At 69.5% G+C, this 19970-nt stretch carries 22 protein-coding genes; 16 read left to right on the top strand and 6 right to left on the bottom strand.

Features of this window, described 5'->3' with window-relative positions:
- Window positions 1–12: 12 nt before the first annotated feature.
- The 11 genes from gspG (at window position 13) to gspF (ending at window position 10528) form a co-directional block, all read left to right on the top strand.
- Entirely contained in the window at window positions 13–447 is a 435-nt protein-coding gene (gspG, locus tag AC1DW0_RS15530; protein ID WP_457322910.1) for a type II secretion system major pseudopilin GspG, read from the top strand.
- Complete coding sequence (locus AC1DW0_RS15525; protein WP_056203240.1) at window positions 419–886, top strand: pilus assembly FimT family protein; 468 nt, start codon at window positions 419–421, stop codon at window positions 884–886. The genes gspG and AC1DW0_RS15525 overlap by 29 nt, the downstream gene beginning before the upstream one ends.
- Window positions 883–1251 (top strand): type II secretion system minor pseudopilin GspI, encoded by a 369-nt coding sequence (gene gspI, locus AC1DW0_RS15520; RefSeq protein ID WP_056203235.1) that lies wholly within the window; start codon window positions 883–885, stop codon window positions 1249–1251. Before AC1DW0_RS15525 ends, gspI begins: the two co-directional genes overlap by 4 nt.
- Entirely contained in the window at window positions 1251–1874 is a 624-nt protein-coding gene (locus tag AC1DW0_RS15515) for a PulJ/GspJ family protein (RefSeq protein WP_056203230.1), read from the top strand. The genes gspI and AC1DW0_RS15515 overlap by 1 nt, the downstream gene beginning before the upstream one ends.
- Window positions 1871–2860, top strand: coding sequence for a type II secretion system minor pseudopilin GspK (gene gspK, locus AC1DW0_RS15510; RefSeq protein ID WP_056203228.1), 990 nt, complete (start codon window positions 1871–1873; stop codon window positions 2858–2860). The genes AC1DW0_RS15515 and gspK overlap by 4 nt, the downstream gene beginning before the upstream one ends.
- 101 nt (window positions 2861–2961) lie before the next feature.
- Window positions 2962–4209, top strand: coding sequence for a type II secretion system protein GspL (gspL, locus tag AC1DW0_RS15505; protein ID WP_056203225.1), 1248 nt, complete (start codon window positions 2962–2964; stop codon window positions 4207–4209).
- Window positions 4209–4733, top strand: a complete 525-nt coding sequence (gspM, locus tag AC1DW0_RS15500; RefSeq protein ID WP_477946761.1) for a type II secretion system protein GspM — start codon at window positions 4209–4211, stop codon at window positions 4731–4733. The genes gspL and gspM overlap by 1 nt, the downstream gene beginning before the upstream one ends.
- On the top strand, window positions 4733–5617 hold the full coding sequence (gene gspN, locus AC1DW0_RS15495) for a type II secretion system protein N (protein ID WP_477946759.1): 885 nt from the start codon (window positions 4733–4735) through the stop codon (window positions 5615–5617). The genes gspM and gspN overlap by 1 nt, the downstream gene beginning before the upstream one ends.
- Before the next feature lie 2 nt (window positions 5618–5619).
- Complete coding sequence (gspD, locus tag AC1DW0_RS15490; RefSeq protein ID WP_457350059.1) at window positions 5620–7869, top strand: type II secretion system secretin GspD; 2250 nt, start codon at window positions 5620–5622, stop codon at window positions 7867–7869.
- A gap of 11 nt (window positions 7870–7880) precedes the next feature.
- Complete coding sequence (gene gspE / locus AC1DW0_RS15485; protein WP_056203217.1) at window positions 7881–9305, top strand: type II secretion system ATPase GspE; 1425 nt, start codon at window positions 7881–7883, stop codon at window positions 9303–9305.
- Between the two features lie 11 nt (window positions 9306–9316).
- Entirely contained in the window at window positions 9317–10528 is a 1212-nt protein-coding gene (gene gspF / locus AC1DW0_RS15480) for a type II secretion system inner membrane protein GspF (RefSeq protein WP_477946757.1), read from the top strand.
- Between the two features lie 163 nt (window positions 10529–10691).
- Here gspF and AC1DW0_RS15475 read toward each other — a convergent pair whose 3' ends face one another.
- The 3 genes from AC1DW0_RS15475 to AC1DW0_RS15465 form a co-directional block, all read right to left on the bottom strand.
- Window positions 10692–11369, bottom strand: a complete 678-nt coding sequence (locus AC1DW0_RS15475) for an amino acid ABC transporter permease (protein ID WP_477946755.1) — start codon at window positions 11367–11369, stop codon at window positions 10692–10694.
- Window positions 11366–12067: an amino acid ABC transporter permease gene (locus AC1DW0_RS15470; protein WP_457325241.1), complete on the bottom strand. Its 702-nt coding sequence runs from the start codon at window positions 12065–12067 to the stop codon at window positions 11366–11368. Before AC1DW0_RS15470 ends, AC1DW0_RS15475 begins: the two co-directional genes overlap by 4 nt.
- A gap of 73 nt (window positions 12068–12140) precedes the next feature.
- Window positions 12141–12977: an ABC transporter substrate-binding protein gene (locus AC1DW0_RS15465; RefSeq protein WP_477946753.1), complete on the bottom strand. Its 837-nt coding sequence runs from the start codon at window positions 12975–12977 to the stop codon at window positions 12141–12143.
- A 204-nt stretch (window positions 12978–13181) separates the two neighbouring features.
- On the opposite strand from AC1DW0_RS15465, the gene AC1DW0_RS15460 reads away from it, so the two are divergent.
- Window positions 13182–14570 (top strand): pyridoxal-phosphate dependent enzyme, encoded by a 1389-nt coding sequence (locus AC1DW0_RS15460; RefSeq protein WP_477946751.1) that lies wholly within the window; start codon window positions 13182–13184, stop codon window positions 14568–14570.
- The gene (locus AC1DW0_RS15455; protein ID WP_477946749.1) at window positions 14567–15739 is read left to right on the top strand and encodes a trans-sulfuration enzyme family protein; all 1173 of its coding nucleotides are present in this window, start codon (window positions 14567–14569) and stop codon (window positions 15737–15739) included. The genes AC1DW0_RS15460 and AC1DW0_RS15455 overlap by 4 nt, the downstream gene beginning before the upstream one ends.
- Here AC1DW0_RS15455 and AC1DW0_RS15450 read toward each other — a convergent pair.
- The gene (locus AC1DW0_RS15450) at window positions 15736–16239 is read right to left on the bottom strand and encodes a DUF3455 domain-containing protein (protein WP_477946747.1); all 504 of its coding nucleotides are present in this window, start codon (window positions 16237–16239) and stop codon (window positions 15736–15738) included. The genes AC1DW0_RS15455 and AC1DW0_RS15450 overlap by 4 nt on opposite strands.
- A 77-nt stretch (window positions 16240–16316) precedes the next feature.
- Between AC1DW0_RS15450 and AC1DW0_RS15445 the strand changes: the two genes are divergently transcribed.
- From AC1DW0_RS15445 to AC1DW0_RS15435, 3 genes are all read left to right on the top strand, one after another.
- On the top strand, window positions 16317–17213 hold the full coding sequence (locus tag AC1DW0_RS15445) for a 5'-nucleotidase (protein WP_457325153.1): 897 nt from the start codon (window positions 16317–16319) through the stop codon (window positions 17211–17213).
- A 100-nt stretch (window positions 17214–17313) separates the two neighbouring features.
- A complete protein-coding gene (locus AC1DW0_RS15440; RefSeq protein WP_157282021.1) occupies window positions 17314–17553 on the top strand; it encodes a hypothetical protein in 240 nt (79 codons plus the stop codon).
- The gene (locus AC1DW0_RS15435) at window positions 17541–17912 is read left to right on the top strand and encodes a hypothetical protein (protein ID WP_477946745.1); all 372 of its coding nucleotides are present in this window, start codon (window positions 17541–17543) and stop codon (window positions 17910–17912) included. Before AC1DW0_RS15440 ends, AC1DW0_RS15435 begins: the two co-directional genes overlap by 13 nt.
- Here the strand turns inward: AC1DW0_RS15435 and AC1DW0_RS15430 are convergent.
- Together AC1DW0_RS15430 and AC1DW0_RS15425 are read right to left on the bottom strand one after the other, a co-directional pair.
- Window positions 17896–19002, bottom strand: coding sequence for a HupE/UreJ family protein (locus AC1DW0_RS15430; protein WP_477946743.1), 1107 nt, complete (start codon window positions 19000–19002; stop codon window positions 17896–17898). The two genes, AC1DW0_RS15435 and AC1DW0_RS15430, sit on opposite strands and share 17 nt — an antisense overlap.
- On the bottom strand, window positions 18999–19970 hold a 972-nt coding region (locus AC1DW0_RS15425), incomplete at its 5' end, for a hypothetical protein (RefSeq protein WP_477946741.1). The genes AC1DW0_RS15425 and AC1DW0_RS15430, both read right to left, overlap by 4 nt.

Genomic DNA, 19970 nt, shown 5'->3' with positions numbered 1-19970 from the left:
ACGCCCCCAGACATGCGTCGCTCCTCCCTCACCGGCTCCGTTGCCCGCGGCTTCACGCTGATCGAACTGTTGGTCGTGCTCGTCATCATCGGCGTGCTCGCGGCCCTCGTCGTGCCCAACGTGCTGGACCGCGCCGAAGACGCCCGCGTCACCGCCGCCCGCACCGACGTCAACAACCTGATGCAGGCGCTCAAGATCTACAAGCTGGACAACCAGCGCTATCCGAGCTCGGAGCAGGGCCTGGACGCCCTCGTGCACAAGCCCACGGCCGGCAACCCGCCGCCGAACTGGAAGCCCTATCTCGACAAGCTGCCCAACGACCCCTGGGGCCACCCCTACCAGTACGCCAATCCCGGCGTGAAGGGCGAGGTTGATATCTACAGCTTTGGCGCCGACGGCCGCGCCGGCGGCGAGGGCCGTGACGCGGACATCGGTTCCTGGCAGTAAGCCCAGGGGCTTCACGCTCATCGAGCTGCTGGTCGTCGTCGCACTGATCGCGATCACCAGCGCCACGATCACGCTGGCCCTGCGCGACCCCGCCGAGTTGCAGCTGCAGCGCGAAGCCCAGCGCCTGGCCGCGCTGCTTGAGACGGCGCGTGCCGAGAGCCGCGCGTCGGGCCTGGACGTGCGCTGGATCCCCAAGGGCATCAAGACCGGTGACGACTTCCGCTTCGAAGGCCTGCCCCGCACCATCCAGCTGCCGACGCGCTGGCTCGGCGAGCCGGTGGCCGTGCTGATCGAGAACGCGACCGCCACCAACCCTGGCCTGAGGCTCGGCCCCGAACCCGTCATCCCCGCCCAGCGCCTGCGCCTGCAGCTCGGCAGCCAGCAACTCGTGCTGGCCACCGACGGCCTGGCCGCCTTCGACATCGTCACGCCGCAATGAATCCCGTGCATGACCAGCGCGGCTTCACGTTGATCGAGGTCCTCGTCGCCCTGGTCATCGTCGCCATTGCGCTGGGCGCCGGCATCAAGGCTGCCGGGGCATTGACCAACAACGCCGAGCGCCTGGCCCAGGTCAGCGCTGGCCAATGGTGCGCCGAGAACCTGTTGACCGAATTGCGCTTGACCCAGCAGTTTCCCGACATCGGCGAATCGCCCTTCAGCTGCGAGCAGCTCGGCCGCAGCTATGGCGGCAAGCTCAGGGTCAGCCCGACGCCCAACCCACTGTTCCGCCGCGTCGACGCCGACGTCACCGACGACCAGGGCCGCCCCGTGCTCAGCCTGAGCACCATCATGGGCAAGTTCTGATGAAGGTGCGCGGCTTCACCCTCGTCGAGGTGCTCGTCGCCCTGGTCGTCATGGCGACCATGGCGGCCATGGCTTGGCGCGGCATCGACGCCCTCGTGAGAAGCCGCGAGATCGCCCAGGCCCACCTGGCCCAGACCGCCCGGCTGCAGACCGTGCTGGCGCAGTGGGAGGTCGACCTGCACGCCTTGCAGGACAGCCACAGCACCGTGCAACCCATCGCTTTCGACGGCGGCAACCTCGTGCTGACCCGCCAGGCGCCGACCGGTTTGCAGGTCGTCGTCTGGACCCTGCGCGAAGGCAGCCTATGGCGATGGGAAAGCCCGGCGCAGCGTACCGTGCAGGACCTCGAAGACCAGCGCCAGCGCGGCCTGCAGCAACTGGACCAGCGCAACCCGGCCCTGCGCGCATTCGACGGCGTGGCCGGCTGGCAGTTCTATTGCTACTGGGGCAATGCCTGGAGCAACTGCCAGTCCACCGGCGGCAACGGCAACGACAACGCCGGCCCCGTCAACCCCAAGACGCCGACCCAGCCGCCCGCCGGCCTGCGCGTGGCCATGCAGTTCGCCGAGGGCAGCGGCCTGACTGGCACGCTGACGCGCGAGCTGGAAGTGACCGTTCGATGAAGACTCGTCAGAGCGGCGCCGCCTTGCTGACGGCCATGATCATCGTCACGCTGATTGCCAGCCTCGCCGCCGGCATGGTCTGGCAGCAGTACCGCGCAGTGCAGATCGAAGCCGCCGACCGCGCCCGCGCGCAGAGCGCCTGGATCCTGCAGGGCGCGCTGGACTGGGCCCGCCTGATTCTGAAAGAGGACGCCCGAGGCAACAGCCAGCAGCGGAAGAAGATCGACCACCTCGGCGAGCCCTGGGCCGTGCCGCTGGCCGAGGCGCGGCTGTCCACCTTCCTGGCTGCCGACCGAACGGCGGCCAGCGACGACGACGGCCCCGAGGCCTTCCTGTCCGGCACCATCGAGGACGCGCAGAGCCGCTACAACCTGCGCGCACTGCTCGGCGGTGCAAAGGTGCCGGAGTTGGAGCAGCGCGTGCTGGAGCGGCTGTGCAGCCAGGTCAACGCGGCGCCCGGCGCGGCTGCCGTCATCGTCACCGGCCTGCGGAGCGCTTTCCCGGCGCCGGCCAGCGCCGCCAGCGGGCCCGGTGCGCCTGCGAGCGATGCGGCCATCAGCGAGTCCGGCCCCCTGCAGCCGGCCGGCCTGGACCAGCTCGCCTGGCTGGGCCTGGACGCCGACACCCTCAAGCGCCTGCAGCCCTATGTGGTGCTGCTGCCCAAGCCCACGCCGGTCAACTTGAACACCGCGCCGCGCGAAGTCATCGCAGCGCTGTTCGAGGGCGTCGACCTCGCCTCGGCCGAGCGCCTGGTGCAGGGCCGCAAGGCCCAGCCGCTACAGAACGTCGACGACGCCAAGAATTTCCTGCCCGCCGCTGTCGACCTCAGCGGCAACCGGGCGTCGGTGGATTCGTCCTACTTCATCGTCACCGGCCGGCTGCGCCTTGACGAGCGTCAGCTCGAACAGCGCTCGCTGATCTTTCGCAACAACCTGAGCATGGACGTCCTCGCCCGCGAGCGCATCAACCAGCTGCTGGATCAGTGATTCCTTGAACTCGAACCCGGCTACAGACTTTCACCGGCGGCTTGGCGCCCGGGCCGGGAAGGCAGCCGCCCCTCCTAGAATGCGCCGCCCCTGATCTCCCAATGAGCACCCTGCTGCTGTTCCTGCCCCCACGGACGCGCCTGCGCGCCCTGGGCAAAGCCGCGTCCGCCGCGGCCGAGCTGCCGCGCGCCAACGCGGTGCGCGAGTACGACTACGCACTGACGCCGGATGGCCGCCAGATCACCGCCGAGGGCCGTGCCGCGCCGGGTGGCTTGCCGGCGGCGGACAGCGTCATCGCCGTCGTCAACGAGTCCGATGTGGCCTGGCGCCGTGTCGAACTGCCGCGCGCCGGCCGCCAGATGCGCGCTGCCCTCGCCGGCAAGCTTGAGGAGGCCCTGCTCGACGAGCCCGACACCCTGCACTTTGCGGTCGAGCCCGACGCCCTGGGCGGCGACACGGCCTGGATCGCCGTCACGTCGCGCCCCTGGCTGGCCGAGCATCTGGCCCAGCTCGAAGCGGCCCATATCTTCATCGATCGCGTCGCACCGCTGTCCTGGCCCGACGAATTGCCGCGCGGCCATTTCTTTGAAGCCAATGGCGCCGGCGTCGCCCTGCGCTGGAGCCATGTCGACGGCGTCGCCACCCTGCCGCTGGAAGGCGGCCTGGCGCGCCAGCTCTTCCCGCCTGGCCTCGTGCATGCCGCGCAGTGGACGGCCACGCCAGCTGTGGCGACAGTGGCCGAGCGCTGGCTGGGCACGACGGTCACCGTGCAGACGCCGACGCAGCGGGGGCTGGCCGTCGTCGACAACGCCTGGGATTTCCGCCAGTTCGACCTCGCGCCCCGCGCCCGTGGCGTGCGCGCCCTGCGCCTTCTCAGCCGCGGGCTGATGCGCAAGCCCTGGCAGCCGGTGCGCTACGGCCTCGCCGGCCTGGCCATCGTTCAGCTGCTGGGCCTCAACCTGTGGGCCTGGCACCAGCATCGCGAGGTGGCGGCGCGACGCGAGGCGGTCACGACAACGCTGACCGGCGCCTTCCCGCAGGTGCGTGCCATCCTCGACGCGCCGGTGCAGATGCAAAAGCAGCTCGACCTGCTGCGCGCCAGCGCCGGCAGCGTCGGCGAGCAGGACCTCGAAGCCCTGCTCGCGGCCGCTGCCATGGCCTGGCCGGCCGACCGCCCGCCAACTGATGCGCTGGCCTTCGAGCCCGGCCGCCTCACCGTGTCGGCACAGGGCTGGGCCCAGCCCCAGATCGACAATTTCCGCAACCAGCTGCGCAGCGAAGGCTGGCAGCTGGACGCCAGCGAGGGCAAGCTGACCATCAGCCGCACCAACGCGCAAGGACGCCCCTGATGGCCCGCTTCAATTCCAGCGCCGGCGACGGCCTCTCCGCCCAACTCGGCCAGGCCAAGGCCCAGGCGCTCGCGCACTGGCAAGCCCTGGGCGAACGCGAACGCTTAGCCGTGGGTGCCATCGGCCTGCTGCTCGGCCTGCTGCTGGCCTGGAGCGTGCTGCTCGCGCCGGCCCTGCGAACGCTGAAGACAGCGCCCGCCGAACTGGACCGGCTGGAGCTGCAACTGCAGCAGATGCAGGCCCAGGCGCAGGAGGCCCAGGCACTGCGCGCGGCGCCGCCGGTGCCGCCCGACCAGGCCCAGGCCGCATTGAAGGCCTCCGTCGAACACCTGGGCGCCGCAGCCCGCCTGAACCTGACGGGCGACCGCGCCGTCGTCACGCTCACCGGCGTCGCACCCGAGCTGCTGCAGGGCTGGCTGGGCGAGGTGCGCTCGGCAGCGCGGGCCCGGCCCGTCGAAGCTCAGTTGACGCGCGGCCCCAAGGGCTATGCCGGCACGCTGGTGCTGAGCCTGGGAGGCGCCTGATGGCCTTGTTCAAGAAGCGCAGCGGCCACACGACGCAGCAAATGTCGGACTCGGTGCTGGGCAGCGGCAGCTATGGCGGCCGTGCGGTGCGCCACCGCACGCCCCGGCGCTGGGCCGTGGGCGGCGCCCTGATCGGCATCCTCGCCGCGCTCATCGTCTTTGCGCCGGCGAGCTGGCTGGCACGCGCGCTGGCCTCGGCCAGCAACGACCACCTGCTCATCGTTGACACGCGCGGCAGCGTCTGGAATGGCTCAGGCGTGCTGGTGCTGACCGGTGGCACCGGCAGCCGTGATGCCTCGGCCCTGCCCGGCCGGCTGTACTGGCGCATGGCCGTCAAAGGCCTGGGCCTGCAGCTCGCGGCGCGCCAGGACTGCTGCATCAACGGCGACCTGCTGCTGGGCGTCAAGCCGGGCCTGGGCCGCATGGAGATCAGCGTCGACAACCAGACCGACTGGCTGGCCCGCCTGCCCGCCGGCCTGCTGGCGGGCCTGGGCACGCCGTGGAACACGCTGCAGTTGGGTGGCTCGCTGCGCCTGTCGGCCCGCGAGCTGAGGCTCGAATCGGTGCAGGGCCGCTGGCGCCAGTTCGGCGAGCTGCAGCTGGACCTGCTCAACCTGTCCTCGCGCGTGTCCACGGTTGCGCCACTGGGCAGCTACCGTTTCACCGTGACGGCCGACACCGCCAATCCCGGCGTCAGCACGCTGCGACTGTCCACGCTGGAGGGCGCGCTGCAGCTTTCGGGCGTCGGCACACTGAACAGCGGTGGCAAGAGCCGCTTCACTGGTGAGGCCGGCGCCGCGCCGGGCCGCGAGGAAGCACTGAACAATCTGCTGAACATCATCGGGCGCCGCCAAGGGGCCCGCTCCGTCCTGACGATCGGATGATCATGAATTTCCAACGCACCGCCGTCGCTTCGGCTACCGCGCTCTCCGTGCTGCTGACGTCCGCAGGCAGCGCGTTCGCCCAGCCCGACAGCGCCACAGTGCAGCGCGGCCGGCCAGGCTCGGGCAAAGGCCCCGCCGTACGCGCCAGCTCGCCGGTCACACTGAACTTCGTCAACGCCGACATCGAGGCCGTCACCCGCGCCATCGGCGTCATGCTGGACCGCCAGATCATCATCGACCCGCGCGTCAAGGGCACGATCACGGTCTACAGCGAGCAGCCGGTGTCGGTGCGCGAGGCTTACCTCAACTACCTCGCAGCGCTGCGCGGCCTGGGCTTCACCGTCGTCGAGACGGCCGGCCTCTTGAAGGTACTGCCCGAGCCCGACGCCAAGCTGCAGGCCGGCTCGGTGGCCGTCGAGACCAGCGCAGTGCGTGGCGACCAGATCCTGACGCAGATCTTCCGCATCCAGCACGAGAACGCGAACAACCTCGTCGCCGTGCTGCGCCCGCTGATCAGCCCCAACAACACCATCAATGCCAACCCGGGCAATAACAGCCTGATCATCACCGACTACGCCGACAACCTGCAGCGCATCGCCAAGATCATCGCGGCGATGGACACGCCGGGCACCAGCGACATCGAGATCGTGCCGCTGAAGAACGCCGTCGCCGCCGACCTGGCACCGCTGGTGCAGCGCCTGGCCGATGGCGGTGCGGCCGTCGGCGGGGCCGTGCCCGGCCAGAGCAGCAGCGCCGTCAACGTGCTGGTCGACCCGCGCTCCAACGGCCTCATCCTGCGCGCCAGCAACCCGGCCCGCCTGGCCGCGGTGCGTTCGATGGTCGACAAGCTCGACCAGCCCAGCGGCGATGGCGGCGGCAACAATATCCGCGTCGTCTACCTGAAGAACGCCGACGCCACCAAGCTGGCCACCGTGCTGCGTGCGGCCTTCGGCGCCGCCTCGTCGGGCAGCAGCAGTGGCGGCAGTTCCTCGGGCACATCCAGCCTCAGCGGCAGCGGCTCGCTGACTGGCGCCTCGCCCTCGCTGACCGGCGGCAACGCCGCCAACAGCAACACCGGCGGCATGAGCTCGACCGCCGCGACGACGCCGCTGACGCAGTCAGCCGGCCCGTCCACCGGCGGCTTCGTGCAGGCCGACCCGTCGACCAACTCGCTGATCATCACGGCTGCCGAGCCGCTGTACCGGCAGGTGCGCGCCGTCATCGAGCAGCTCGATTCGCGCCGCGCCCAGATCTACGTCGAGTCGCTGATCGTCAAGATCGACAACACCAAGGCCGCCCAGTTCGGCGTGCAGTGGCAGAACCTGTTCGGCAACAAGGGCGACAGCACCATCACCGGCGCCGGCACCAATTTCGGCTCGGGCCTGGCCAACATCATCAACGGCACGGTGGCCGTCGCCGGTGGCCGCTCCACCGTGGGTCCGGCGCTGAGTTCAGGCTCGGCGCCCACCGGCCTGAACATCGGCGTTCTGAAAAAGGTCGGCGACTTCTACACCCTCGGCGCCGTGGCCAATTTCTTCGAAAGCCAGAGCGGCGCCAACGTGCTGTCCACGCCCAACCTCGTGGCGCTGGACAACGAGGAAGCGCGCATCGTCATCGGCCAGAACGTGCCCTTCGTGACGGGCTCCTACGCCAGCGGCACGACGACCGGTGGCACCGTCAACCCGTTCACGACCGTGGACCGCAAGGACGTGGGCCTGACGCTGAAGATCAAGAGCCAGATCGGCGAAGGCGGCACGGTGCGCATGGTGGTCTACCAGGAGAATTCTTCCGTGGTGCCCGGCTCCAACAGCACCACCGGCCCGACACTGGACAAGAGCGCCATCGAGACCAGCGTCGTCGTCGACGACGGCGACATCATCGTGCTCGGCGGTCTGCTGAAGGACGAGTACACCGACGGCGACGACGGCGTGCCGGGCCTGTCCAAGATCCCACTGATCGGCAACCTCTTCAGCAGCAAGAGCCGCAAGCGCGTGAAGACCAACCTGATGGTCTTCCTGCGCCCCGTCGTCATGCGCAACGCCGACAGCGCCAACCAGCTGACGCTGGACCGCTACGAAAGCATCCGCGGCGTGCAGCAGCTCAGCCAGCCGCAGAAGAGCCTCGTGCTGCCGGACACCGGCGCGCCGGTGCTGCCCGAGCCCAAGACTTCGCCGCCGAACAAGGCGCTGCCGCAACCGTCGCTGCAGCCACCGCCACAGCAGCAGCAATCGCCGCAGCAATCGCCACAGTAAGCGATCGATCCATGGCCGCCACCCGCCACCCCCTGCCCTACGCCTTCGCCAAGGCCAACACCGTGCTGCTGGAGGACGACGGCAGCACGCTGACGCTGTGGGCGCCGCCCGAGGTCGGCTGGGCCACGCTGTCCGAGGTGCAGCGCCAGTACGCGGTGGACCGGCTCGAATCCGAAGCCGTTACGTCGCTGGCCGAGCGCATCAACGCGGCCTACGCTGGCAGCGAGAGCAGCGCGGCCGTCGTCGTCGGCGAGGTCGAGAGCGCGGTGGACCTGTCGCGCATGATGCAGGACCTGCCGGCGGTGGAAGACCTGCTCGAAGCGGCCAACGACGCGCCCATCATCCGCATGCTGAACGCCCTGCTGACCCAGGCGGCCAAGGACGGCGCGAGCGACATCCACATCGAACCCTATGAGCGCGCCTCGTCGGTGCGCTTTCGCGTCGACGGCACGCTGCGCGAAGTGGTGCAGCCCAACCGTGGCCTGCACGCCGCGCTGATCTCGCGGCTGAAGATCATGGCCGAGCTCGACATCGCCGAGAAGCGCCTGCCGCAGGACGGCCGCATCTCGCTGCGCATCGGCGGCCGCGCCATCGACGTGCGCGTGTCCACCCTGCCCTCGGCGCACGGCGAACGCGCGGTGCTGCGCCTGCTGGACAAGAGCGAATCCAAGTTCACGCTCGAAGGCCTGGGCATGGACGGCAACGTGCTGACCGCCTTCAAGAAGCTGGTGCAGCAGCCCCACGGCATCGTCCTGGTCACCGGCCCGACCGGCTCGGGCAAGACGACCTCGCTGTACGCCTCGCTGCAGACCGTCGACACCAGCACGACCAATGTGCTGACCGTCGAGGACCCGATCGAGTACGAGCTGCCCGGCATCGGCCAGACCCAGGTCAACAGCAAGATCGACCTGACCTTCGCCAAGGCCCTGCGCGCCATCCTGCGCCAGGACCCGGACGTCATCATGATCGGCGAAATCCGCGACTACGAGACCGCGCAGATTGCCATCCAGGCCTCGCTGACCGGCCACTTGGTGCTGGCCACGCTGCACACGAACGACGCGCCCAGCGCCGTCACGCGCCTGACCGACATGGGTGTCGAGCCCTTCCTGCTGAGCAGCTCGCTGCTCGGCGTGCTGGCCCAGCGCCTGGTGCGGCGGCTGTGCCCCGTCTGCAAGCGCCAGGACGACCATGACCGCTGGCACCCCGTCGGCTGCGATGCCTGCGGTCACACGGGCTACAAGGGCCGCACAGGCGTGTATGAGCTGATGGTGGCCGACGAAGCCGTGCGCAGCCTCATCCACAACCGAGCGCCGGAGAGCCAGCTGCAGGCCGCCGCCGAGGCCAACGGCCTGCGCTCCATGCGCGAGGACGGTGAAAGGTTGATCGACGCCGGTGTGACGTCGCTCGAAGAAGTGCTGCGCGTGACGCGCGAATAGGCTGACCCAACGTGCCGGCCTACAAATACGAAGCCCTCACCGACGCCGGCCGCCAGAGCAGCGGCCTGATCGAGGCCGACAACCCGCGTGCGGCGCGTGCCATGGTGCGTGCGCAAGGCCTGACGCCACTGTCGATCGAGATGGTGCAACAGCACGGCACCCAGGAAGGCAGCCGCTTCACCCGCCGCGTCTTCAGCACGACGGCGCTGGCCGTCTGGACGCGCCAGCTCGCCGGCCTGGTCGGCTCCAGCCTGCCCATCGAGCGTGCGCTGACGGCCCTGGCCGACGAGAGCGAGGACACCAAGCAGCGCGAGCTGATCTCGCAATTGAAGGCCGAGGTCAATGCCGGCTCGACTTTCGCGCGGGCGCTGGGCCTGGCGCCGCGCGAGTTCGACGAGGTCTATCGCGGCGTCGTGGCTGCCGGCGAACAGAGCGGCGCGCTGGGCCAGGTGCTGGAGAAGCTCGCCGACGACCTCGAGGAGCGCCAGGACCTGAAGGCCAAGCTCATCGGCGCCATGGCCTACCCGGCCATCGTCTCCTTCATCTCGGTGCTGATCGTCATCTTCCTCGTCACCTACGTGGTGCCGCAGATCGCGACCGTGTTCACCAGCTCTAAGCGCGCCCTGCCCGCGTTGACGGTCGCGATGCTCGCCGTCAGCGACTTCGTGCGCAGCTGGGGCTGGGCCATGCTCGCCGTCCTCGTCGCCGGCGGCGTGGCGCTGCGCTTCGCGTTGAAGGCGCCGGCCTTCCGGCTGCGCTTCGACGCGGGCATCCTCGGCCTGCCCCTGGTCGGGCGACTGGCGCGCGGCTACAACGCCGCTCGCTTTGCCGGCACGCTGGCCATGCTGGCCGGTGCCGGCGTGCCCATCCTGAAGGCGCTGCAGGCGGCGGCCGAGACCCTGTCCAACCGCGCCATGCAGGCCGATGCGCTGGACGCCCTCGTGCAGGTTCGCGAAGGCGCGCCGCTCGGCTCGGCCCTGGCCGGCAAGAAGCGCTTTCCCGGCATCCTGGCGATGTTCGCCCGCCTGGGCGAGCAGACGGGCCAACTGCCCGAGATGCTGAGCCGCGCGGCGCGCCAGTTGGGCGTCGAGGTGCAGCGCCGCTCGATGGCAGCAGCCACGCTGCTGGAGCCGCTGCTCATCGTGGCGATGGGCGCGGTGGTGCTGCTGATCGTGCTGGCGGTGTTGCTGCCGATCATTCAGTTGAACACCTGGGTGAAATAGACCACCCCCTACCGCAGCGAAGCTGCGGCCCCCTCAAGGAGGCTGAGCCCGGACACAAACAGTCCTGAGGACTGTTTGTGCCTGGCGAAGGACAAGGCCTCTGGCCTTGGCAACCGTCAGTGGCCCGGCAAAGCCGGTTCCACGACGGTCGCTGGGTAAGGCACTACACGGCCGCGAGGCGTCGTTCGGCGAGCTTGGCGATGCGCGTCAACCCGAAGCACATGACGAAGTAGCACCCCGCCAGCGTCAGATAGATCTCCACCGGCTTGACCAGCACCTGGGCGTTGATCTGGTTGGCGATGAAGGACAGCTCGGAGAGGCCGATGATGGTGCCCAGCGACGTCTCCTTGATGGTTGCGACGAACTGGTTGATCAGCGAGGGCAGCATGTGGCGCAAGGCCTGGGGCAGCAGCACCGAATGCAGCGCCTGGCCGCGCGTCATGCCCAGCGACATTGACGCCTGCAGCTGGCCCCTCGGCAGGGCCTGCAGGCCGGCGTGGACGATTTCTGCAAGATAGGCGGCGTCGAAGACGATCAGCGCGACCAGCATGGTGCTGAACTGGTCGGTCTTGTGGCCGGTCACCGTGGGCAGGAAGAAATAGGCCCAGAACACCACCATCAGCAGCGGCGTGCCACGCACCACCCAGACCCAGCCGGTCACCGGCAGGCGCAGCCAGCGATTCGGGCTGAAGCGGGCCAGGCCCAGCAGGATGCCCAGCGGCAGCGCGAGCACCAGGCCCAGTGTGGCGAGGATCACGGTCAGCGCCAGGCCGCCCAGCGGCCCGTGCGGGTACTGGCCGACGAGGAAGTAGAGCCAGTAGGTGTCGACGAGTTCACTCATCGCCGTGCCCCCTGCGGCGATACGCGGTGCAGCGCCCATTGCGCCAGGCCGGTCAGCACCAGTGACACCGACAGATAGGCCACCGTGACGAGGGCAAAGGTCTCGAAGCCGCGAAAGCTCGCCGACTCGACGCGCTGGGCCTGCGTCATCAGCTCGGCCGCGCCGATGACGGTGGCGATGCTGGTGTTCTTCCAGAGGTTGAGCGTCTGTGACAGCAGCGGTGGCAGCGTGATGCGCAGGGCCTGCGGCAGCACCACCAGGCGCATGCCGGCCAGGAAGCTGAAGCCCAGGGCCATCGCCGCGTCCAGCTGCGCGCCCGGCACGGCCCGCACGCCGGAGCGGATGTCCTCGCTCATGTAGGCGGCCGTGTACAGCGTCAGCGCGGCCCAGGCGCTGAAGACCTCGATATTGCCGGCGTAGACCTTTTCCTTGATGCCGGCGGGCAGCAGCTCCGGCACGCCAAAGTACCAGAACAGCATGTGTACCAGCAGCGGCACGCAGCGCACGGCCTCGACATAGCCTTCTCCGATGACGCGCAACGCGCGCCACGGTGACAGGCGCAGCAACGCGATGAAGACAGCCAAAGGCAGCGCGGTCAGCAGCGTCAGGCCGGTCAGCAGCAGCGACAGGCGCAGGCCTTGCAGCAGCCAGGTGAGGTAGTCGCCCTGCAGCAGCGGGGCAAAGGAAAGGACGGGCATTGGGGGGCTCACCAGAAACGAGGCAGCCGCCGGCCCTCGTGAGGCGGCGGCTGCAATCAGACAGACCGACGAATCAGCTTTCGACCTTGTCGCTGTCGATCTTGAAGGTGCGCTTGGGGAACTTCAGACGTGTGTCCGGGCCATACCACTTGACGAACAGCTTGTCGGCCTCGCCACCCTTCTCCAGGCCGGTCAGCGCGGCATCGACCTCGGCCTTCAGGCGCTTCTCGCCCTTGCGAATGCCGATGGCCAGGGGCTCGACGCTGATGTTCTGTTCCAGGATGCGGTACTGCGCCGACGCCGCGCCGAGCTTGGCGTGCTGATCCAGCAGCGAGACCTCATCGTTGACAAAGGCCACACCCTTGCCCTGCTGCAGCGCCTGGAAGGCCTGCGGGCCGGTGTCGAAAGTGACGACGTCGACCTGAGGTACGGCCTTGCGAATATTGGGCTCCTGCGTGCCGCCTTTGATGGTGACGACCTTCTTGCCGGCGAGCGCGGCTACGTTCTGGATGCCGCTATCGGCTTTGACGAGCACCTTCTGGCCGGTGACGAAGGTGGTCAGCGAGAAGTCGATGACGGCCTCGCGCTCCTTGTTGTGCGTGAGGGAGGCAGCCAGCAGGTCGACATGGCCTTGCTGTAGCTCGGGGATGCGCGCAGCGACGGCGAGCTGCTTGATCTGCAGCTTCACGCCCAGCCGGGTGGCGATGGCGCGGGCCAGATCGACCTCGTAGCCAATGATTTCGCGCGTCTTGGGGTCGATGAAGCTGTTGGGCTCGTCGGTGCCGAGCACGCCGACCACGAGCTCGCCCTTCTTCTTGATGTCGTCGAGCTGGTCGGCGTGGGCGACCTGCACTGCAAAGAGGCCGGCAGCGACCAAGGCCTGGGTGATTACGCGGCGGGAGAGAGTCATCTGGATTCCTGGAGAACAAGTGGTCGCATGCTAGGAATTACATAAGCCGCCGTGAACGATGCTTTTCGCATTTGCTTGTGCGGCGGGGCGCGGTCGAAAACCGCACAAGCTCATGCGAAAAACGGGATTGCGCGCGAAGCCTCCCTTCGTATCCTGCGAGGTCTAGCCCAAATTGGCCGCGCCCGACCCGCGGCCCGACTCGTCATGAACGCTCGACTCCCGCTCGAGGCCCGGCCCGCCGTGCTGGACCTCATCGGCAACACGCCGCTGTTGCCCGTGCTGCGCCTGGACACCGGCCCCTGCCAGCTCTTCCTCAAGCTCGAATCCCAGAACCCCGGCGGCTCCATCAAGGACCGCATCGGCCTGGCCATGATCGAGACGGCCGAGCGCGAGGGCTTGCTCAAACCCGGTGGCACGGTGGTGGAAGCCACCGCCGGCAATACCGGCCTGGGCCTGGCCCTGGTGGCGCGTGCCAAGGGCTACCAGGTGGCGCTGGTGGTGCCCGACAAGATGTCCGCCGAGAAAGTGCTGCAACTCAAGGCTCTCGGTGCCCGCGTGCATCTGACACGCTCCGACGTCGGCAAGGGCCACCCGGCCTACTACCAGGACGTGGCCGCCCGCCTAGTGCGCGAAATCCCCGGCGCCTGGTATGCCGACCAGTTCAACAACCCCGCCAACCCGCTGGCCCACGAGACGACGACGGCGCCCGAGATCTGGCAGCAGATGGGCCATGACGTCGACGCCATCGTCTGTGGCGTCGGCTCGGGCGGCACCATCACCGGCCTCGGTCGTTTCTTCCAGCGCGTGCGCCCCGGCATCGAGATGGTGCTGGCCGATCCGGTCGGCTCCATCCTGAAGGACTACATCGACACCGGCAAATTCGGTGACGCCGGCTCGTGGGCGGTGGAGGGCATCGGCGAGGACTTCATCCCGCCCATTGCCGACCTGGGGCCCGTGCGCACCGCCTACAGCATCAGCGACACCGACAGCTTCGCCACCGCACGCGAGCTCTACCGCGCCGAAGGCATCCTGGCCGGCTCGTCCACCGGCACGCTGCTGGCCGCTGCGCTGCGCTACTGCCGCGAACAGACCACGCCGAAGCGCGTCGTCACCTTCGTCTGCGACACCGGCACGCGCTACCTGTCCAAGGTCTACAACGACCATTGGATGTTCGACCAGGGCCTGCTGACGCGCCCGCGTCTGGGCGACCTGCGTGACCTGATCTCGCGGCCGGTGACCAGCGGCGGCGTCGTGTCGGTCGGGCCGGACGACACGCTGCAGACCGCCTTCTCGCGCATGCGCCAGGCCGATGTGTCGCAGCTGCCGGTGCTCGATGGCGACCGCCTCGTCGGGCTGCTGGACGAGTCCGACCTGCTGGCGCGCCTGCATGCCGACGCGGCCGCGTTTGGCGCCCTGGTGCAGAGCGCGATGAACACCGACGTCATCACGCTGGCGCCCAGTGCGTCGCTCACCGAGCTGAACGAGCAACTGCGCCGCGGCCTCGTCGCCGTCATCGCCGACGACGCCGGCTTCCACGGCCTGGTCACCCGCTTCGATCTCATCAACCATCTGCGCAAGGAGGTCGCGCGATGAGCGACCAACAACTGGACTTCAACACCCGCGTCATCCACGCCGGTCAGTCACCCGACGCCGTCACCGGCGCCGTCATGCCGCCCATCTCGGTCAGCTCCACCTACCGCCAACATGGCCCCGGCGAGCACACCGGCTATGAGTACGGCCGCACCCACAACCCGACCCGCCAGGCCTGGGAGCGCGCCGTCGCCGACCTCGAAGGCGGCGCCCAGGCCTATGCCTTCGCATCCGGGCTGGCGGCCATGGCCACGGTGCTCGACACCCTGCCCGCTGGCGCCCATATCGTCGCCGGTGACGACCTCTACGGCGGCAGCTATCGCCTGTTCGAGCGGGTGCGCAAGCACAGCGCCGGCCTGCGCGTGACCTATGTGGACAGCCGCGACACCGAGGCCGTGCGCGCTGCGTTGCAGCCTGACACCCAGCTGATCTGGATCGAGACGCCCAGCAACCCGCTGCTGCGCCTGAGCGACCTGGCAGCCATAGCCCGCGTCGCCCGCGAGCACGGCGCGCTGGCCGTGGCGGACAACACTTTCGCCAGCCCCTGGGCCCAGCGCCCGCTGGAACTGGGCTTCGACCTCGTCGTGCACTCGGCGACCAAATACCTCAACGGCCACAGCGACGTCATCGGCGGCATTGCGGTCGTGGGTGGAGAGCCGCGCCAGGCCGAGCTGCGCGAGAAGCTCGAGTTTCTGCACAACGCCGTCGGCTCGGTGGCCGGGCCCTTCGACAGCTTCCTCGCGCTGCGTGGCCTCAAGACGCTGGCATTGCGCATGGAGAGGCACAACGCCAGCGCCGCCGAATTGGCGACCTGGCTGGCCGCGCAGCCCCAGGTCGAGCGTGTGCTCTACCCCGGCCTGGAAAGCCACCCGCAGCACGCCCTGGCCAAGCGCCAGATGCGCGGCGGCGGCGGCATGATCAGCGTCGCGCTGAAGGCCGACCTGGCCGGTGCGCGCCGCTTTCTGCAGCGCGTAGAGCTGTTCACGCTGGCCGAGAGCCTGGGTGGCGTAGAGAGCCTGATCTCGCTGCCCGCCTTGATGACCCACGCCTCCATTCCGCCCGAGACGCGGGCGCGGCTGGGCATCACGGACTCGCTGGTGCGCCTGTCCGTAGGCATCGAGGCCACGGACGACCTGCGGCGCGACCTCGCCACCGCGCTGGCCGTGATCTAGCGGTAGAAGTAGTAGGTCGCCGTGTAGGTGACGCGCACGACCTGGCCTGGCGCCGTGCAGGCCTCGGCGGGCGCGACGCCACCGACCGTCGTGACGCGCTGGACGCTCTTCGTCGTGCTGAAGACGCCGCTGCCGCCATTGCTCTTGGCCGCGAGCAGCAGCCAGGGGATGGCCTTCGCGTCCGGGCCCGGGTCGCGGGCCTTGACCTCGCCGACGACCGTGCTGCCATCCAGCCCCTCCCAGGTCGGACCGGCGTAATGCTTGCCCAGCGGCCGCCCCGCGCGGTCGGCCAGCGTGGCCTCGGGCGCCTTGAAGACCCAGGCGGTGCCGCTGCCATCGGCCTTGGCCTGGCATTCGTAGATCTGCCAGCCCTGGGCCAACGCCTCGAGCTGCAGCACCTGCCCGGCAGGGGGCTGCAACGCGGCAGGCACTTGAGGCGGCACCGGCTTGCTGGCGCAGGCGGCGAGGATGGGCAGCATGGCAAGGGCAGCAGCGCGCATGGGCAAGTCTTTCGAGTTGAAAACGCGGCGAGTCTAGGAAGGCGTGGCCCGGGCGTCGAGCCCTATCATCGACCGCCATGCCAGCCACGCTCTCCGGTCAACTCGTCGTCGCTATCTCGTCACGCGCCCTCTTCGACTTCGAGGCCGAGAACGAGGTCTTCGAGGCCGGCGACGACCATGCCTACATGGCCCTGCAGCAGCAGCGCCTGGACGAACCGGCGCCGCCCGGCGTGGCCTTCTCGCTGGTGGAGAAACTGCTGGCCTTCAACGCCGGCGGTACGCCCCAGGTGGAGGTCGTCGTGCTGTCGCGCAACGACCCGATCTCGGGCATGCGCGTGTTCCGCTCGGCCAAGCACTACGGCCTGCCCATCGAGCGCGGCGTGTTCACGCGTGGCGCCTCGCCCTGGCGCTACCTGAAGCCGCTGTCGGCCCAGCTCTTTTTGTCCACCAACGAGGCCGATGTGCGCCAAGCCCTCGGCGCCGGCGTGGCCGCAGCGCGCGTGATGCCGCTGGCGGCGCGGGCCTCGGCAGCGCATCCCAAGGAATTGCGCATTGCCTTCGACGGCGACGCGGTGCTGTTCTCCGACGAAGCGGAGCAGGTGTTCCAGCGCGACGGCCTGGCGGCCTTTCGCGAGCATGAACTGCAGCGCGCCCACCTGCCGCTACAGGCCGGGCCCTTCAAGCCGATGCTGGAGGCGCTGCACCGGCTGCAGCATTCACACGCCAACGGCATGAAGGTACGCACGGCCCTCGTCACTGCGCGCAGCGCACCGGCTCACGAGCGCGCCATCCGCACGCTGATGGATTGGCAGATCGAGGTCGACGAGGCCATGTTTCTCGGCGGCCTGGCCAAGGGGGAATTCCTGCGCGAGTTCGAGCCCGACTTCTTCTTCGACGATCAGGTCGGCCATGTCACGAGTGCGGCCGCCCACGTGCCCGCGGGTCACGTGACCGCCGGCATCGCCGCAGGCTGACCTCCTCCCCCTAGCTTGTGCATGCCGGCGTGACCGGGTCGCGCGGATTTGCGCGTCTGTGCATGTAGGGGCCGCTTGTGTGTGCCCCGGGGAGCATGCCGTGCCAAATCTTTGGATTCCTCATGCGAGCCGCCCGGCTTGCGGCCTGCCGCGTCTGCGGCGCCAGCCGCCACAGGTCTTCGGCTTCTACTGGGAGATGCTGCACGACCGCTCCGGCGACGTCGTGGGCGATGGCTTCAGCCGCTGCGCCTTCCCGCAGTTGCTGATGCGCCCGGGCTACAGCTACCGCATCACACCGCTGCGCAGCGACCTGCGCCAGGAGGCTGTATGGCCGTCCTGATCAGCGCACTGCTGGACACCGACGCGATGGCCTTTGCCACCGAGCCTGCCATGCTGGGCGTCAGCGCGCGGCTGGAGCAGGCACTGACCACGCACCTGGACGACGCCGCCGGCAGTGTCGACATCCCGCTCCAAGCCCTCGTCGGCGATGCCGACAGCCTCATCATGGCCCAGATGCTGTTGGCCCAGCTGCCGCCCGGGCTGGCTTGCCTGGGTGCGCGGGATACGGCTGACGGGATGCACGAAGGCGACGATGCGCTGTCGACTTGCGCATCGGGCCGCGGCATACAGGCGGTGTTCTACCGCTTCGACCTGGCGTTGCTGCGCAGCCGCCTGCGGCCGCTCAAGGCAGCAGGCTGAGCCCGAAGCTGCGCTCGACACACCAGAGCAGGGCCAGCGCGGCGACAGCGCTGGATCCACCGGGCACGATCCAGCGCCGGTAGATGGTCGCCGAGCGCAGCATCAGGGCCAGTGGCAGCAGCAGCGCGACGACGGCAAGCTGTCCCAGCTCGACGCCGAGGTTGAAGCCCAGCAGCGGCAGCACCAGTTCGCTGCCGCGCAGGCCCAGGTCCTTCAGCGGCCCGGCAAAGCCGACGCCGTGCACGAGGCCGAAGAGGCCGACCATGCTCCAGCGCGGCCCAGGCACAAAGGGCCGCAGGTTGTCGAGCGCGGCGAGCAGCACGGTCAGCGCGATCAGCGATTCGACGACGGTGGTCGGCGGGTCGATGGCGCCGCTGGCCGCCAGCGCCAGGGTGATGGAGTGGGCCAGAGTGAAGGCGGTGACAAGCTTGAGCGTCTCGGCCAGCGCGGCGCGGCCGCTGGCACGGGGCGCCCAGCCCTTGCCCTCGCGCCGCCAGACGGCGACCAGCAGCAGCGTGACGAGGAAAAGCACATGGTCCAGCCCGCTGGCGATATGGACCATGCCCTCGACGACGAAGCCACCGAAGCCGCGGCTGTCCAGTGCCAGACGTTGTGGGCCGGCGCCGGGCGTCAGCACCAGCGGCTCGCCCGCCGCGCCGACGAGGCGGGCCAGGCCACGGTGGGCGGTGTCGGTGCTGGCAAAGAGGCTGTAGTCGATGTCGAGCTCATGCACGGCGGCGCGGCAGAGCCAGTGGCTGATGAGCACGGCGTGCATGCCGTCGCTGTGCTGGTCAAGCTGGGGCTTGGGACGGTCCTGCGGCGTGCAGGCCGCGCCATCGGCGGTGAAGCGCAGGCCGGCCATGGCCAGCGCTTCGATGTCGGGCCAGCGCTGGCGCACCTCGCCCCAGCTCAAGTTGCCGTCGCCATCGGCGTCCAGCGCCAGGTCGCGGTCCAGGTCGCGCAAGGCGATGTCCAGGCGCTGTTCGACCGCCGCACCTTCGACGCGGTAGACGAGATAGGCCTCGCTGGCCTGGTGGGCCTGGGCCACACCGCACAGCAGCAGCGCCAGCCACAACAAACAACGGATCACGGCGCGAAGCTCCGGTCAAAACGCCGATCAAGAGCGGCAAGGCGTGCATCCTGCCAGCCCTTGCCGCGCAGCACGCGCGCCAGTTCCTCACGCGTCGCATCGCCATCGCGCCCAGCGGCGAGGGCAGCGCGCAGCAGCAGCACCGCATCAACAGGCTCGCGTTGCATGGCCCAGTTCAGCTGAGCCAGGCGCAGGGCCTCGCGTGGCTGCTGCTCGACATCGAGGGCAAAGCGGGCCTGCTCGCGCGCATGCTTGCCCGATTCGCGGCGGTCGGCGGCGGCAAGGCGCTCGCGCATCAGGGCGGTCCGCGCCGACGCATCGCGGCCGAGCTGGCGCAAGGCGATGACCTGGCGCAACAGCAATGCATCGGCCTCGGCATCGGGGCTGCGTTCGACCAGCACGAGGGCCTCGGCCGCGCGCTGGCGGGCCAGCAGCCAGTCGGCCAGCGCGGCGCGCGTGTAGACCTCGTCCTCGCCGGCCAGCGCGGCACGGTAAAGGGCAGGCGCGGTGGCTTCGTTGCCGAGGCGTTCCGCCAGCTCGGCACGCATCAGTGCAAGCCAGGGCGCGATGGACCGGCCCGGGCTGAGCTGGGCCAGCGTTTGTGCCGCCGCTTGGCCCTGTCCCGACAGGCTGGCCAGCTCGGCCAGACAGGCAGTTGCCGGCAGTGCGGCCAGGGGTTGAAGCTGTTCGCACAAGGCGCGAGCCTCGGTTAGTTCGGCGCGCAGCTGATGCAACGCGGCCGCGTCGAGCAGGGCCTGGGCGCGATGCTCCGGCGCGAGATCTTCGCGCGCCAACAGGCGGTGCAGCTCGGCCAGGGCAGGCTCGAACTCGTGCCGCGCCTGCAGAACGCGGGCGCGCAGCAGCACGGCATCGGCGGGTGCATCGGCCTGGCGCCACCACGGCGCCAGCGCGGCCTGTGCCGCGCCGAGCTCGCGCGGGTCGCCATGCACGCGGGCGCGCTGCAGCGC

It is taken from the genome of Roseateles sp. P4_D2, assembly GCF_056401875.1.
The sequence above is the reverse complement of the archived record's forward strand: the minus strand, read 5'-3'. Positions and strand labels throughout refer to the sequence as shown.

What these genes read in the sequence shown, in the direction of transcription:
- AC1DW0_RS15515 (WP_056203230.1), top strand. Translation starts at nt 1,251, where the DNA reads ATGAAGGTGCGCGGCTTCACCCTCGTCGAGGTGCTCGTCGCCCTGGTC.
- AC1DW0_RS15435 (WP_477946745.1), top strand. Translation starts at nt 17,541, where the DNA reads ATGGCCGTCCTGATCAGCGCACTGCTGGACACCGACGCGATGGCCTTT.
- AC1DW0_RS15450 (WP_477946747.1), bottom strand. Translation starts at nt 16,239, where the DNA reads ATGCGCGCTGCTGCCCTTGCCATGCTGCCCATCCTCGCCGCCTGCGCC.
- AC1DW0_RS15460 (WP_477946751.1), top strand. Translation starts at nt 13,182, where the DNA reads ATGAACGCTCGACTCCCGCTCGAGGCCCGGCCCGCCGTGCTGGACCTC.
- AC1DW0_RS15470 (WP_457325241.1), bottom strand. Translation starts at nt 12,067, where the DNA reads ATGCCCGTCCTTTCCTTTGCCCCGCTGCTGCAGGGCGACTACCTCACC.
- gspD (WP_457350059.1), top strand. Translation starts at nt 5,620, where the DNA reads ATGAATTTCCAACGCACCGCCGTCGCTTCGGCTACCGCGCTCTCCGTG.
- gspL (WP_056203225.1), top strand. Translation starts at nt 2,962, where the DNA reads ATGAGCACCCTGCTGCTGTTCCTGCCCCCACGGACGCGCCTGCGCGCC.
- AC1DW0_RS15465 (WP_477946753.1), bottom strand. Translation starts at nt 12,977, where the DNA reads ATGACTCTCTCCCGCCGCGTAATCACCCAGGCCTTGGTCGCTGCCGGC.
- gspE (WP_056203217.1), top strand. Translation starts at nt 7,881, where the DNA reads ATGGCCGCCACCCGCCACCCCCTGCCCTACGCCTTCGCCAAGGCCAAC.
- gspI (WP_056203235.1), top strand. Translation starts at nt 883, where the DNA reads ATGAATCCCGTGCATGACCAGCGCGGCTTCACGTTGATCGAGGTCCTC.
- gspK (WP_056203228.1), top strand. Translation starts at nt 1,871, where the DNA reads ATGAAGACTCGTCAGAGCGGCGCCGCCTTGCTGACGGCCATGATCATC.
- gspM (WP_477946761.1), top strand. Translation starts at nt 4,209, where the DNA reads ATGGCCCGCTTCAATTCCAGCGCCGGCGACGGCCTCTCCGCCCAACTC.
- AC1DW0_RS15455 (WP_477946749.1), top strand. Translation starts at nt 14,567, where the DNA reads ATGAGCGACCAACAACTGGACTTCAACACCCGCGTCATCCACGCCGGT.
- AC1DW0_RS15475 (WP_477946755.1), bottom strand. Translation starts at nt 11,369, where the DNA reads ATGAGTGAACTCGTCGACACCTACTGGCTCTACTTCCTCGTCGGCCAG.
- AC1DW0_RS15445 (WP_457325153.1), top strand. Translation starts at nt 16,317, where the DNA reads ATGCCAGCCACGCTCTCCGGTCAACTCGTCGTCGCTATCTCGTCACGC.
- gspG (WP_457322910.1), top strand. Translation starts at nt 13, where the DNA reads ATGCGTCGCTCCTCCCTCACCGGCTCCGTTGCCCGCGGCTTCACGCTG.
- gspN (WP_477946759.1), top strand. Translation starts at nt 4,733, where the DNA reads ATGGCCTTGTTCAAGAAGCGCAGCGGCCACACGACGCAGCAAATGTCG.